This window comes from Streptomyces laurentii (genome assembly GCF_040635425.1).
GTDB lineage: Bacteria > Actinomycetota > Actinomycetes > Streptomycetales > Streptomycetaceae > Streptomyces > Streptomyces laurentii.
The window spans coordinates 204,661-218,179 of sequence record NZ_JBEYHT010000004.1 but is presented as its reverse complement, the minus strand read 5'-3'; the positions used below and the strand labels follow the sequence as shown (position 1 = coordinate 218,179).

The 13,519-nt window shown below is 72.8% G+C and carries 14 protein-coding genes; 6 read left to right on the top strand and 8 right to left on the bottom strand.

What is annotated here, in order from left to right; genetic code table 11:
• A partial coding sequence (locus ABZ693_RS04550; RefSeq protein ID WP_359873259.1) for an ALF repeat-containing protein occupies positions 1 to 1,019 on the bottom strand: 1,019 nt, incomplete at its 3' end.
• Between the two features lie 1,073 nt (positions 1,020 to 2,092).
• Here ABZ693_RS04550 and ABZ693_RS04545 point away from each other — a divergent pair.
• Positions 2,093 to 2,743 carry a glycerophosphodiester phosphodiesterase gene (locus ABZ693_RS04545; RefSeq protein ID WP_359873257.1) on the top strand — a complete coding sequence of 217 codons (651 nt, stop codon included), beginning with the start codon at positions 2,093 to 2,095 and terminating at the stop codon, positions 2,741 to 2,743.
• A 168-nt stretch (positions 2,744 to 2,911) separates the two neighbouring features.
• Here ABZ693_RS04545 and ABZ693_RS04540 read toward each other — a convergent pair whose 3' ends face one another.
• Together ABZ693_RS04540 and ABZ693_RS04535 are read right to left on the bottom strand one after the other, a co-directional pair.
• Positions 2,912 to 4,339 carry a flotillin family protein gene (locus ABZ693_RS04540; RefSeq protein ID WP_359873255.1) on the bottom strand — a complete coding sequence of 476 codons (1,428 nt, stop codon included), beginning with the start codon at positions 4,337 to 4,339 and terminating at the stop codon, positions 2,912 to 2,914.
• An 83-nt stretch (positions 4,340 to 4,422) separates the two neighbouring features.
• The gene (locus ABZ693_RS04535; protein ID WP_359873253.1) at positions 4,423 to 4,641 is read right to left on the bottom strand and encodes an NfeD C-terminal domain-containing protein; all 219 of its coding nucleotides are present in this window, start codon (positions 4,639 to 4,641) and stop codon (positions 4,423 to 4,425) included.
• A 224-nt stretch (positions 4,642 to 4,865) separates the two neighbouring features.
• Here ABZ693_RS04535 and ABZ693_RS04530 point away from each other — a divergent pair, with 224 nt between their 5' ends.
• Together ABZ693_RS04530 and ABZ693_RS04525 are read left to right on the top strand one after the other, a co-directional pair.
• Complete coding sequence (locus ABZ693_RS04530) at positions 4,866 to 5,186, top strand: hypothetical protein (RefSeq protein ID WP_359873251.1); 321 nt, start codon at positions 4,866 to 4,868, stop codon at positions 5,184 to 5,186.
• Positions 5,187 to 5,335: 149 nt separating this feature from the next.
• Complete coding sequence (locus ABZ693_RS04525; protein WP_359873249.1) at positions 5,336 to 6,520, top strand: thiolase family protein; 1,185 nt, start codon at positions 5,336 to 5,338, stop codon at positions 6,518 to 6,520.
• A gap of 153 nt (positions 6,521 to 6,673) precedes the next feature.
• On the opposite strand, the gene trxA is transcribed toward ABZ693_RS04525, so the two are convergent.
• On the bottom strand, positions 6,674 to 7,054 hold the full coding sequence (gene trxA / locus ABZ693_RS04520) for a thioredoxin (protein ID WP_359873247.1): 381 nt from the start codon (positions 7,052 to 7,054) through the stop codon (positions 6,674 to 6,676).
• A gap of 213 nt (positions 7,055 to 7,267) precedes the next feature.
• On the opposite strand from trxA, the gene ABZ693_RS04515 reads away from it, so the two are divergent.
• The gene (locus tag ABZ693_RS04515; RefSeq protein WP_359873245.1) at positions 7,268 to 8,731 is read left to right on the top strand and encodes a dihydrolipoyl dehydrogenase family protein; all 1,464 of its coding nucleotides are present in this window, start codon (positions 7,268 to 7,270) and stop codon (positions 8,729 to 8,731) included.
• Positions 8,728 to 9,606, top strand: coding sequence for a 3'-5' exonuclease family protein (locus ABZ693_RS04510; RefSeq protein ID WP_359873243.1), 879 nt, complete (start codon positions 8,728 to 8,730; stop codon positions 9,604 to 9,606). The genes ABZ693_RS04515 and ABZ693_RS04510 overlap by 4 nt, the downstream gene beginning before the upstream one ends.
• Before the next feature lie 63 nt (positions 9,607 to 9,669).
• On the opposite strand, the gene ABZ693_RS04505 is transcribed toward ABZ693_RS04510, so the two are convergent.
• The 4 genes from ABZ693_RS04505 to ABZ693_RS04490 form a co-directional block, all read right to left on the bottom strand.
• Positions 9,670 to 10,617: a F510_1955 family glycosylhydrolase gene (locus ABZ693_RS04505; RefSeq protein WP_359873241.1), complete on the bottom strand. Its 948-nt coding sequence runs from the start codon at positions 10,615 to 10,617 to the stop codon at positions 9,670 to 9,672.
• Between the two features lie 100 nt (positions 10,618 to 10,717).
• A complete protein-coding gene (locus ABZ693_RS04500) occupies positions 10,718 to 11,350 on the bottom strand; it encodes a DUF305 domain-containing protein (RefSeq protein ID WP_359873239.1) in 633 nt (210 codons plus the stop codon).
• 87 nt (positions 11,351 to 11,437) lie between these two features.
• A complete protein-coding gene (locus ABZ693_RS04495) occupies positions 11,438 to 11,905 on the bottom strand; it encodes a DUF6153 family protein (protein WP_359873237.1) in 468 nt (155 codons plus the stop codon).
• 101 nt (positions 11,906 to 12,006) lie between these two features.
• Positions 12,007 to 12,354 carry a tetratricopeptide repeat protein gene (locus tag ABZ693_RS04490; RefSeq protein WP_359873235.1) on the bottom strand — a complete coding sequence of 116 codons (348 nt, stop codon included), beginning with the start codon at positions 12,352 to 12,354 and terminating at the stop codon, positions 12,007 to 12,009.
• 135 nt (positions 12,355 to 12,489) lie between these two features.
• On the opposite strand from ABZ693_RS04490, the gene ABZ693_RS04485 reads away from it, so the two are divergent.
• Entirely contained in the window at positions 12,490 to 13,455 is a 966-nt protein-coding gene (locus ABZ693_RS04485) for a pirin family protein (protein WP_359873233.1), read from the top strand.
• The last annotated feature ends 64 nt before the right edge of the window (positions 13,456 to 13,519 follow it).

The following is a 13,519-nucleotide window of genomic DNA, read 5'->3' as shown; positions in this document are numbered from 1 at the left end:
GGCCTCAGTACGGGAGCGGGCGACCGGAAGGCGTCCGCAGATCGAGGAGGCTGGGAACTGAACGGTGCGGACCGGTCACAAGTCTCCCCAGCCGCGGCGGCCGCGCCCTTCGCGGCCTGCGCGGCCTTGCCCGCCGCCTTGGCCGAGCGCGCGACATCCTGCTGGGCGGCCTGGGCCTCGGCCTTGGCCTCCAGCGCCGCGGCCTTCGCCTTCTCGGCCGCCTCGACCGCCTGGGCGGACAGCTCGACGGCCTCGTCGGTCTTCCGGCCGGCGCGGCGGCCCTCCGCCTCCACGACCTTGACCAGCTGCTCGATCGTCGCGGTTTCCTCGTCACGCGCCCGGGCGATGAACTGACCCGTCTCCAGGAACCAGCTGATCGCCCGCGCCGACCCGTCGTCCAGGGCCCGCTGCGCGTACGTGTACACCTGCGGAGACGCCGTCACGAGGATGTTCGTCACCTCGACGCTCTCGTCCTCCGCCTGGGCGGTGAACCGACCGCCGCTGAGGAAGGCACGCAACGCGAAGGTCGACTCGGCGTCCAGCGCGGTCGATCCCGCACGCTGCACGCCCCGCTCGCCGTTGGCCATGACCGTGGACACGGCCACCCGGAGATCCTCCCGCACCGCGTCCTGGAAACCGCCGTTCAGGAAGGACTGGACCGCCGCGTCCCCGCCGGACAACGCCCCGCCGATGCCGTCACGCGTCGCCTTGCCCGCCGTGACCAGGGACTTGGCGAGCGTGAACCGGTTGTCCTCGGCCCGGGCCACGGGCAGCGTCTGCCCGAGGAACGTCGTCACGTCCGCCGCGCTGCCCACCAGTGCCGCGGCCGCCGCGGCGCGGACGGCCCGGCCGCCCGATCTGTAGGCCCAGACCACCTTGCCGCGGTCGGTGTCCGGAAGGTTGGACCCCTCGGGCAGCTCCGCGCCGCCCGGCTCGCCCGCCGCGTACGCCGTGCCGGACCCGATCGCGCCGAGGGGCAGCGCGCAGCCGGCCGCCACCCCGGTGAAAATGGCCAGCATCTGACGCCTGCTGAACCCCTGTCGTGACTGCTGTGGCATCACGACCCCCATCTCTTCCGCTCGTGTCTTCCCGACCCAGGCCCGGTGGGGTGGCGGGACACGGCGGCGCCGTGTCGCACCACCGGGGCGAGCCGCGACGCGCCTGCCGGTACCGTCCTGATCGCGGTCAGGACGCGCTCCCGACAGCCGGCGGACCGTGGCCCGTCTTCCCTTACGCCGAGTCGAGCTCCGTACTCCGGACGTCCCGCGTGCCGGAAGGCCGCCCGTGCCGTCGCGGCCGAGACCGAGAACGAGGGCACCGGGGGAGGACCGCGGCGCACGGGACACCGGCCCTCGCGCGGTGCGGCTTCGGCGCGGCCTCGGAGTTCGACTATGGGCAAGAGAAATGCGTCGTCGCCCCCCTGCGGTTCAATTCCCTTATTGAAGCCGGGGCTCCGCCGGCGCGTCCAATTCAGAAATCGGGCAGAATCCCGACAACCCCTGAGTGCGTTTCGTGACGTGTATCACGCGGTGAATCGGTTTGAATGCTTCCGGTGAATGTCTGTTCCGGTGGAGTTTTTCGGTCTCGCTGGCGGATTGATCTCGATTCCTCGATGGTTCGGTCATGTGCGGGGATATCGCGGGTTTACCCTGTTCCGTCTCGCCGATACGGACGTGTGTCGTTCTGGTGGATACGTCCGCGACCGCGCGGTGAGGCGGCCGGTCCCGTCCTTGACGAACCGTCAACTCATGGTGTCCCACGGTGGTGTCGGGGTGCCGTAGGGGCATCAGGGAGAGGGGGCGAGAGGCGGGGCGAGAGGTGGTCGATGGGCCGTGGCGGCGACGCGATAATGGCGGCCGACGACACGAACATCCCTGGGGGGGATATGCGAATCCATGGTTCCGCTGCCGGGGCCGCGGCCACCGTGCTGGCCGTGGTCCTGGCGACCGGGCTCACCGGGTGCGGTGCGTCCGAGCCGTCCGCCGACGCGGGTACCGGCCCGGGCGCCGCTGCATCGGCGGTTCCGGCCATTCAGGACGGTACGGACGGGCCGAAGCTCCCGACTCCGTTCACCGTCGGACACCGCGGGGTCATGGACACCGCACCCGAGAACACCCTGCGTTCCTTCAAGGAGGCGGAGAAGGCGGGTCTGGACCTCATCGAGCTCGACCTCCATCTCAGCAAGGACGGCGCGCTCGTCGTCATGCACGACGCCACCGTCGACCGCACGACGGACGGCACCGGTCCGGTCTCCGGGAAGACCATCGCGGAGCTGCGCGAGCTCGACGCCGGCGAGGGCGAGCGGGTGTCCGTCTTCGAGGAGGTCGTGGACGTCGTCAAGACGCCGATCCAGGCCGAGATCAAGGACGTCCGCGCGGCCCGGGCCCTGGCGAAGGTGCTGAACGCACGTCATCTGACCGGGCGCGTCGAGGTGAGCTCCTTCCACGACGAGGCCCTGGCGGAGGTTCGTGCCCTGGTGCCGGGGGTGCGGACCGCGCTCGTCGCCGACAAGGACCAGGCGGACGTGGTGAAGCGCGCGCAGGCCGTGGGCGCGACCGAGCTGGTGCTCAACATCGAACGGCTCACGCTCGAGACGGTCGAGCAGGCGCACAAGGCGAAGATGCGGGTCGTCGGCTGGGTGGTCAACGATCAGGACCGGGTACGCCTGGCGCGCGCGCTCAAGCTCGACGGGGCGACGACCAACCGGCCTGACATCAAGTACACGGTGGGCACGGAGAAGTGAGCCAGGGGCGGTACGAGGGCGGGAGCCGGAGCGAGGACCGCACGGCCTCCCGCCCTCGTACCGAGCGGCCGGCCCGGGCCGGAGCCCGATTGACCGGTCCTACCGGGCGAGCGCGGGTGCGGGTGTGACGGCGACGACGCACCGGCGCCCGCACCCCGCGCCCTCGGGTCAGGAGACGTCGTCCCCGACCGTGATCTCCTCTCTGATCCCCGTCGCCGGGGCGGCCGCAGGTTTCGCGGTGTCCGGCGTCATGCCGTCCGGCCGTGCGCCCGGGCTCAGGTTCGCGAGGAGCTGCCGGGCCAGACCGAGCCCCGTACCGCCCATCGTGAGCGCCTTGGCGAACGTCTCCGCCATCCCGTCCGCGCCGTTGAGCAGCACCATCTGATCGACGTTGCCGAACGCCGACGCGCCCGCCTCCACGATCTCCGGCCATTTCTCGGCGAGTTGCTGGGCGACCACGGCCTCCTGGTTCTCCGCGAGGGCCGCCGCCCGGGCCTTGATCGCCTCGGCTTCGGCCAGACCCTTCGCCCGGGTCGCCTCGGCGACCGCGAGGCCCTTGGCATGCGCCGCGGCCGCCTCGGCCTCACCGGTCACCCGGGTGGCCGTCGCCATCGCCGCGCTGGCCAGTTCGGTCTTCTTCGCCTCGGCCTCGGCGCCCAGGATGCGCGCGTCGCGTTCGGCGGCCGCCAGCGTCCGCTTCTCGTACGCCTTGGCGTCGGCCGGCTTGCGGACCGACGCCTGGAGCTGCTGTTCCTTGCGGTGGGCCTCCAGTTCGGCGATCCGGGTCTCCTCGACCACGACCTCCTGGCGTGCCGCGGCGTCGGCCAGCGGACCGGCCTGCCGGGCCTTCGCCCCGGCCCGGTCGCGTTCGGCCTGGTAGCCGGCCTGGAGGATCTCGCTGTCGCGGGTCGCCTCCGACATCCGTGCCGCGGCCTGCTGTTCGGCCTCGGTCGCCCGCTGGTTGGCCTCCGCCTGTGCGATCCGGGCGTCACGCTGGACGGCCGCCGCGTGCGGCGCGGCCAGGTTCGTGATGTACCCGGTCGGGTCCTCGATCTCGTGGATCTGCAACGAGTCCACGATCAGGCCCAGTTTCTCCATCTCCGTGCCACAGGCCGAACGGGCCTGCCCGGTCAGCTTCTCCCGATCCCGGATCATGTCCTCGACCGTCAACCCGCCGACGATGGCGCGGAGATGACCGGCGAAGACGATGTGCACCCGCTCCGACATCAGCTTCTGCTGGTCGAGGAAACGGCGGGCGGCGTTGGCGATCGACACGTAGTCGTCACCCACCTTGAAGATCACGACGCCCCGCACCTTCAGCGGGATGCCCTGGTGCGTGACGCATTCCACCGACAGCTGGGTCTCGTTGAGGTCGAGCGACAGTTTCCGCACCGCCTGGACGCCGGGCGTGACGAGCGTGCCCCGTCCGGTGACGATCCGGAACCCCATGCCGTCGCCGAGGCCCTCCGTCTTGTGGTTCGAACCGGAGATGATCAGCGCCTCGTTGGGCTCGGCGACGCGCCACATCAGTTTGAACAGAGCGATCAGAACGACGACGGCGCCACCGATGGCGCCCGCCAGAATCCCGAGGCTCATGGGCAAGGTCCCCCTTCACCGGAGCCGTGCGGTTCCGGTGAGGGGGAGTCTGCTCTTGCCGCGCCCCGCGCTCAATGGATCGGTCAACTGTCGTACGCGGCTGTGACATAGACCGTGCGCGGAGGGAGATGTTCCACGACCACGACGACCGTCCCGACCTCGATCCGGCCGTCGCCCGCGGCCGGATACGCGAGGAAGTGCTCGGCGCCGCCCCGGATCCGGACCATCACCTCGCCGACGAGGCCGGGGCCGACAGTGCCGGTGACCCGGCCGAGCATTCCCACCATCGAAGCGTCGCCCATGTGCCCACCGTACGGCAGGCGCCGGAGGGTACGGACCGGGATGCGGCGCTCCGGAACGGGATGGTCGGGGGAGTGCCGGGAAGAGGGGCGGGCGGGGGAGCGGCACGGAAGGGTGTGGGGCGCGATCCGGGGGCGGGGCCTGGGCGGTCCCGCTCCCCGGTGCGCGGCACGGCCCCGCGAGTCGAGCCGGGCGGCGACCGCCCGACCGGCTTAGCGTCGGTCCCATGAGCACTCACGCCAAGCGCCCGCACCCCCGGAGCGCGCACCCTCTGCGGTTCGAGATCCTGCTGGTGCCCGAGCACGTCGAGGACCGCGGCGGCGCCTCCGTGGAGAACAGCGCCGTCCGTACGGCGGTCGTCGAGGCCACCGGACACACCGGCGAGTCCGGCTACCCGATCTACGAGGGCCATGGCCTGGTCGCCGACATCGACCCCGGCACGCGCACCGTGGAGGCGCTGCTCGTGGACGGACGGGAGCTGGACTACGGCCTGACGGCGCTGGTCAGGGAGCTGGAGCCGGGGAGGGCCGGCCGGCCGGGCCGTTGACAGAACGAACGGTCGGGCGGGAGACTCGGGCGCGACGGGGACGAAGATCGTACGGCGCGACGACGGCCGTGGATCGGGACACGCCCGCCCCGTCCGGCCGGTCCGGCTCGTCCGCCCGGCCGTCCGGACGAAGGCCTGGGAGAGAACCGATGAGCATCCGCGACGTCTACATCGTCGACGCCGTCCGTACCCCGATCGGCAAGTTCGGCGGCGCGCTCTCCTCGGTCCGCCCCGACGATCTGGCCACCCATGTCGTCCGCTCCCTCGTCCGGCGTACGCCCGCCCTCGACCCGGCCCTCGTCGACGACGTCTACTTCGGCGACGCCAACGGCGCCGGCGAGGACAACCGCGACGTGGCCCGGATGGCCGTCCTGCTCGCCGGACTGCCCACGACCGTCCCCGGCGTGACCGTCAACCGCCTGTGCGGCTCCGGCATGGAAGCGGTGATCCAGGCGGCCCGCGCGATCGCCGTCGGCGACGCCTCGGTGGCCATCGCCGGCGGCGTCGAGTCGATGTCCCGCGCCCCGTGGGTGCTGCAGAAGCCGGAGCGGGCCTTTCCGGCCGGTCACCAGCAGTTGCACTCCACGACCCTCGGCTGGCGGATGACCAACCCGCGGATGCCCGCCGAGTGGACCGTCCCCCTGGGCGAGGGCGCCGAACTCGTCGCCGACAAGCACGCCATCGGCCGCGAGGAGCAGGACGCCTTCGCCCTCGCCAGCCACCGCAAGGCCGCCGCGGCGTGGGCCGAGGGGCTGTACGACGGGGAGGTCGTCCCGTACGAGGGCGTGGACCTGGTCCGCGACGAGTGCATCCGCGACACCACCTCGCCGGAGGCCCTGGCCAAGCTCAAGCCCTCCTTCCGCCCCGACGGCACCGTCACAGCCGGCAACGCCTCCCCGCTCAACGACGGGGCCGCGGCGCTGCTGCTGGTCGACGAGGCCGGACTGCGCGAGACCGGACGCGAGCCCCTCGCCCGGATCCGGGCCTCCGCCGTCACCGGCGTCGAGCCGCAGCTCTTCGGGCTCGGCCCGGTGGAGGCGGTGCGCCGCGCGCTGGACAAGGCCGGGCGGGGCTTCGCCGACCTGACCACCTTCGAGCTGAACGAGGCGTTCGCCGCCCAGGCCCTCGGCTGCCTGGCCGAGTGGCCGGAGCTGGACCCGGCCCGGGTCAACCCGCGCGGTGGCGCCATCGCGATCGGCCACCCGCTCGGCGCCTCGGGCGCCCGGCTCACCGGCGCGGTCGCCCACCAGCTCGCGGCGGCCGGCTCGGGTACGGGCCTCGCCGCGCTCTGCATCGGCGTCGGCCAGGGCCTCGCGTTGGTCCTGGAGCGCTGAGCCCCGGCCGAGCCCCGGCCGAGCCCCGGCCGAGCTCCGGCCGGGTGTGCCCTTCGGCTGAGCCCTTCGGCCCGGCCGCGTACGCCCCGGCCGCTCCCACGCGTACGAAAAAGGCGGCCCGGTTCTCCCGGGCCGCCCTTCGTCACACGCGGGTTACTTCTCCTGCGCGGCACCGGCCTGCTGGTCGGCGACGGACTTGCGGACCTCGTCCATGTCCAGCTTGCGGGCCTGGCCGATGACATCCTCCAGCGCGGCCTCCGGCAGCGCGCCGGGCTGCGCGAAGATCGCCACCTTGTCCCGGACGATCATCAGAGTCGGGATCGAGCGGATCTCGAAGGCCGCCGCCAGCTCCTGCTGCGCCTCGGTGTCCACCTTGGCGAAGACCAGATCCTGGTGACGCTCGGAGGCCGCCTCGAACACGGGACCGAACTGACGGCACGGACCGCACCAGGAAGCCCAGAAGTCGATCAGAACGAAATCGTTGTCACTCACGATCTCGTCGAAGTTGTCCTTGGTGAGCTCAACCGTGCTCATGCTTCCTGCCTTTCCTGGTGCAGCGTCGGGTACGCCGTCCTCCACCGTCCCTCGGGGGGACTCGTCACGCTCAACGGCGTAGCGGGTGTCTCTATTCCGCCTCGTCCCCAGCAGACTGTCCCCATGACTGGAGTGGCGGACCACAGCGGACCCGAAGCGCACGGAGCACATGAAGCACGAGAAGCACACGAAGCACCAGACGTACACGGACAGATGAACGAACGGATGTACGACCTGGTGGTCCTGGGCGCGGGACCCGTCGGCGAGAACGTGGCCGACCGGGCCCGCGCCGCCGGGCTCACCACGGCCATCGTGGAGAGCGAGCTGGTCGGCGGCGAATGCTCCTACTGGGCCTGCATGCCCAGCAAGGCGCTGCTCCGCCCGGCCATCGCCCGCTCCGAGGCGCTCCAGGTGCCGGGGCTGCGCGGCCAGGTCGCCGGCCCCCTCGAGGCCCACGAGGTCCTCGCCCACCGCGACGCGATCGTCGGCGACTGGCAGGACGACGGCCAGGCGGACTGGGTGAAGTCCATCGGCGCCGACCTCTACCGCGGCCACGGCCGCCTCGACGGCCCGCGCCGCGTCACCGTCCAGGGAACCGAGGGCGACCGTCATGTGCTGACCGCCCGGCACGCGGTCGCGGTCTGCACCGGCAGCCGCGCCGCCCTGCCCGACCTGCCCGGACTGGACGGCGCCCGGCCCTGGACGAGCCGGGAGGCGACCAGCTCCGGCCGGGTGCCCGACCGGCTGATCGTGGTCGGCGGCGGGGTGGTCGCGGCCGAGATGGCGACCGCCTGGCAGGCGCTGGGCGCGCGGGTGACCGTGCTGGTCCGGGGTGCGGGCCTGCTGCCCCGGATGGAACCCTTCGTCGGCGAGCACGTCGCCGCCGCTCTCATCGAACGCGGCGCCGACGTCCGGACCGGGGTCAACGTCGCGGCCGTCGTACGGGACGGGAGCAGCGGACCGGTCACGGTCGTCCTGGACGACGGCGAGCAGGTCATGGGCGACGAGGTCCTGTTCGCGACCGGGCGCCGGCCGCGTACCGAGGACATCGGCCTGGAGACGGTCGGCCTGACGCCCGGCGGCTGGCTCGACGTGGACGACAGCCTGCGCGTCACCGGCCACGACTGGCTCTACGCCGTCGGAGACGTCAACCACCGCGCGCTGCTCACCCACCAGGGCAAGTACCAGGCGCGGATCGCGGGCGCCGCCATCGCCGCCCGCGCGGCGGACGGAACGGGGGAGGGAGCAGGGGCGGGGATCGGGGACGCCGGTCCGTGGAGCCCGTACGCGGCGACCGCCGACCACGCGGCCGTACCGCAGGTGGTGTTCACGGACCCCGAGGCGGGCGCCGTCGGGATCTCGCTGGCCGAGGCCGAAGCCGCCGGGCGCGAGGTCCGGGCCGTCGACCTCGACCTCACGGCGGTCGCCGGCGCCGGGCTCTACGCCCAGGGCTACCGGGGACACGTGCGCATGATCGTGGATCCGGACAGCGAGACCCTCCTCGGCGTCACCTTCGTCGGTCCCGGTACGGGCGAACTCGTCCACGCGGCCACCATCGCGGTCGTCGGCCAGGTGCCGATCGCCCGGCTCTGGCACGCCGTCCCGTCCTATCCGACGCTGAGCGAGATCTGGCTGCGGCTCCTTGAGGCGTACCGGGACGGGGCCGGCCGGCCGTGAGCCCCGGGGAGCGGGCCGGGGAACAGGTGGAAGGAGGGGCGGCGGAACGGGCCGGTGAGGGGGCGGGGGAGCGGGCGGGGGAGCGGGCGGGGGAGCGGACCAACGCGTACGACGCGACCTGCGCCCGCTGCGGCGGCCCGGTTCCGGCCGGCACCGGGCTGCTGCGGCACGGCCCGAAGAGCTGGGAGGTGTACCACCCCGCGCACGCCCCCACCCCCGGCCCGCCCCCGCGCGGCGACCACCCGGGCTGGCACCGGCGGCCCCTGCTGTCCCTGGACATCGGGGCCACCGGGAACCGCCCGGCCGTGGACCGGATCCACTCCGCGGCGCTGTACGGGAGCGACGGCACCGCCCGCGACTGGCGGGCGGACCCCGGCGCCGACGCCCTTTCCCCGGCCGCGCTCGACGACCTCGCCGACCATGCCGCCGCCCCGCTGGCCGCCGGGGAGCTCCTCGTCGTCTGGTTCGCCCCGCACGTCCTGTCGACCCTGCACGCCGAACTCGTCCGCCATGGTCTCGCCCCGCTCGCCGAGCGCCTCACGACCGGCGTGGCCCCGATCTGCGACCCCCTCGTCCTGGACCGGCACGCCGACCGCTACAGGCCGGGCGGCCGCTCCCTGCGGGCCGTCGCCGACTGGTACGGCGTCCCCCTCGACCACCCCGGCGACCCCGCGGCGGACGCGACGGTGGCCCTGCTGCTGGCTCAGGAGGTCGCCGCGCGACACCCGCCCCTCGCCCGGTTCTCCCGCCCGGCGCTGCACGCCGAACAGATCCTCTGGTACGCCGACCAGACGAGCCGTCACCCCGACGCCCCCGACTGGCCGTTCACACCGGTGGAGCCGAAGCCGTGGGAGCCCCCACCGGCGGACGGATGACGAAGATGCGCCGAACAGTCCATGCGCTGCCCCGTCATGCCCTGTCAGTGCCGGCACGCCCCGTCAGTGACCGTTGGCGCTCGTCGTCACGGTCATGCGCCGGGTGAACGTGGCGCCGCCGTCGGCCGACTCGTACACCCCGTCCTGAGTGGCCGCGAGGATCCGGCGGGCGTCGACGGCGGTCAGCGCCTGCGGCGCCCCGCCCGGCACGGTCGACACCCGGCTCCAGGTTGTTCCCGCGTCACCGCTGCGCAGCAGCACGCCCGCCGGGTCGACGCCGAACAACGCGTCCGGCGCGGCCCAGGAGACGTACGCGACGACCTGCGGCGACAGCGGCGCGCCGAAGGTGCGGCCGCCGTCCGTGCTGCGTACCACGCCCTGTTCGGTGGTCGCGAGCACGGTGGCCCGGTCGGCCGTGGAGGAAGGGCCGCCGGGGGAGACGGCGATGTCGAGCGCGCGCAGGGCGGCCCGGTCCTCCCAGGCGACGCCGTCCCGGCTCGCGCGCAGCAGGCCGTGGGTGGCGTCGTAGCCGAAGACGGCCGCGTCCTCCGCACCACGAGACGTGCTCCGTGCGGTGTCGAGCGCGTGGAAATCGACCTTTCCGGCGAGGGACTTGGTGGTCCAGGAGGCTCCCCGGTCGGTGGACTCGATCAGACCGAGATCGGCGGGGGCGTCGCTGCCGGGCGCCGGGTGACCGCTGGCGAGGAAGGTGCCCCGCGCGGTCACGGCGAAGCCCATGAAGTCGTCCTGCCGGTCGCCGACGAGCCGGGCCTGCCCGCCCGGGCCGGGCGTGTACACGCCCTTGTGCGTGGCCACGTAGAGGGCGCCGCCCGCGGTGCCGACGCCATGGATGTGACTCAGCCCGTCGGCGGAGCTCGCCGCGTCATCGGAACCGGAACCGGAACGGGAACCGGAGCCGGTGTCCGTCGCGGTGCCGCAGGAGGTGAGAACGAGAGAAAGGGAGAGAACGAGGAGGGCCGAGACGGCCGGAAGGGTGCGCTGACGCTTCATGGGGGTGTGGTTCCAGAGGTACGAGGGAACGGCGGTCCCGTACGAGACGTACGAGACGTACGAGACGTACGGGACCGCCGGGGCCGGGCCGAGGAGCAGGTCAGAGCCGCTCGAGGATCTTCTTCAGCTGGGCGATCTCGGCCGCCTGGGTGCGCACGACGTCGTCGGCCACCTTCTTGGCCTCGGCGTCGCTGCCGCCCGTCTGCTCCGTCTTGGCCATGTCCACCGCACCCTCGTGGTGGGCGATCATCAGCTCGGCGAACTTGCGGTCGAAGGCCTTGCCCTTGGTCGCGGCCAGGTCCTTCATGTCCTGCTCGGACATCATCCCGGCCATGCTGTGGCCGCCGCCGGCCATCGCCTCCGGCTTGTTCCAGGTCTTGAGCCAGGACTTCATCTTCTGGATCTCCGGGTCCTGGGCCTTCTTGATGTCCTCGACGAGCTTCTTCACCTCGGCGTCCGCCGCCCGCCCGTCGGCGAGCTTCGCCATCTCCAGGGCCTGCTCGTGGTGCGGGATCATCATCTGCGCGAACATCACGTCCGCGTCGTTGAAGCCGCCGGCGGCGGGGGATGCGGCCGCGGACGTCTTGCCGCCGTGGTCCATGCCGCTCATGGCGTCGTCGGACGTGTCGGCGCCGCCGCAGGCGGCGAGCAGCAGCGCGGCGGCGGTGACGCCACCGGCCAGCGCGAGCCGGCGGGCGGCGGTGCGGTTCTTGAAGGTCGTGAAAGCACGCATGGGTCACACCTCGTGTGTGTCGGTCTCGGTACGGGATCGGTCGTGCGCGTCCGCGGGCAGCGCGAAGCGCCCGCGAGGCGGTACGGCCTAGGTACGGAGAACCGACAGGACGGCGAGGTCGGGCGGCCGCGGCGGCGGGGCGTGCGGGACGCGTACGGTCCGCCGCCGGGCGAGCGGCGCGGTGCCGCGACCGTGCCGGCGGGCGAGGACGGCCCGGAGCAGCGCGGCCAGCAGCCAGGCGCCCAGGACGGCCACGCACAGCGTGGTCATGTCCATCCCGGAACCCGAGTGGGAACCGGGGTCGTGCACGGGGGACGCGTGCGGGGAACCATGCGCCGAGGCGGGGGCGGTGCCGTCGTGGGCGGGGGCAGGTGCGGGTGCGGGGACGGCGGCGGTCATCGTCGTACCGTCCGCCATGCCGCCGGGCATCGCGTCCTTCGGGTGGCCGACCGTGTGCATCACGAACACGCCGAGTGCGAGCACGCCGACGAGGAGCAGATGCGCCAGGGCGCTGCCCGCTCGTGTACGCGTACGCCTCCGAGGTACCGGATGCACGGCTTCCACCTCCTTCGGAGACGACCCTACCGGATACCCCGTGCGGGTACCCGGCAGGAATCGCTCTATGTCACCTCGCGGTCACGCGGAGGTGTGCCGTGTCACTCCGGCAGCTCACCGGCCATGGCGGCGGCGAGCCGCAGATGCGGCGCGGCCTCGTCGCTGCGGCCCTGCCGCTCCAGGGTGCGGCCGAGCATCAGGCGGGCGTAGTGCTCGACGGGGTCGCGCTCAAGGATGACGCGCAGCTCCTCCTCGGCGCGGCCGAGCTGGGCGGAGTGGTAGTAGGCGCGGGCGAGCAGGAGGCGCTGGGCCGTCAGTTCGGGGTGCTCGGCGACCAGGCCGCGCAGGATGCGGACGGCCGTCAGGTATTCCTTCGCCTCGAAGAACAGCTGCGCGCGGTCCCACTGGTCGGCCGCGGTGCCGAACTCGAAGTACGTCTCGTCGCTCACTGTGCCTCGTCCTTTCCATCCCCGGCGGTCCTCCCGCCGTCGGCCCGAACAACACGCGGATGTGGTTGAACATTCCACTAAGATTCCGGTGCGGTCCACCCGGTGCCCCGCCCCGGGCGGGAATAGGTTGAGCCCATGAGCAATCTTGATCGCCAGGCCGCGCTCCAGGTCTGCGGCGGCCGGGGCTTCGTGGTCGCCGAACCGGTACGGGAACTCCTCAGCCCCCGCCACGTCCAGCTCGGCGAATCCACCGAGGTCCGCCGACTGCTCCCCAACCTGGGCCGCCGCATGGTCGGCGCCTGGGCCTTCGTCGATCACTACGGCCCCGACGACATCGCCGACGAGCCCGGCATGCAGGTCCCGCCGCACCCCCACATGGGTCTGCAGACCGTCAGCTGGCTGCACGAGGGCGAGGTGCTGCACCGCGACTCCACCGGCAGCCTGCAGACCATCCGTCCGCGCGAGCTGGGCCTCATGACCTCCGGCCGGGCGATCTCCCACTCCGAGGAGAGCCCCCGCCCGCACGCCCGCTTCCTGCACGGAGCCCAGCTCTGGGTCGCCCTTCCCGACGCCCACCGCCACGTCACACCGCACTTCCAGCACCACGCCGAACTCCCGAAGGTCACGGCCCCCGGCCTGACCGCCACGGTCATCCTCGGTGAACTCGACGGCGCGGTCTCCCCGGGCACCGCGTACACCCCGATCACCGGCGCCGACCTCACCCTCGCCGCCGGCACCGAGACCCGCCTCCCGCTCGACCCCGACTTCGAGTACGCGGTCCTCGCCATGTCCGGCGAGGCCCACGTCGACGACGTCCCCGTGCTGCCCGGCTCCATGCTCTACCTCGGCTGCGGCCGCACCGAACTCCCGCTGCGCGCCGCCTCCGACGCGGGCCTGATGCTCCTCGGCGGCGAGCCGTTCGAGGAGGAGCTGGTCATGTGGTGGAACTTCGTCGGCCGATCCGGTGATGAGATCGTACAGGCGCGAAAGGACTGGGAGGAAGGCATGCGGTTCGGCGAAGTGCACGGCTACGACGGCGCCCGGCTGCCTGCTCCAGCCTTGCCGAAGACCCCCTTGAAGCCGCGCGGTCGAGTGCGCTGACCTGGGTGAACGTGTGATTGGGCGGTCGTGCTCCGGCTGGCGGCCGTCGTACCCAGACCCCTGG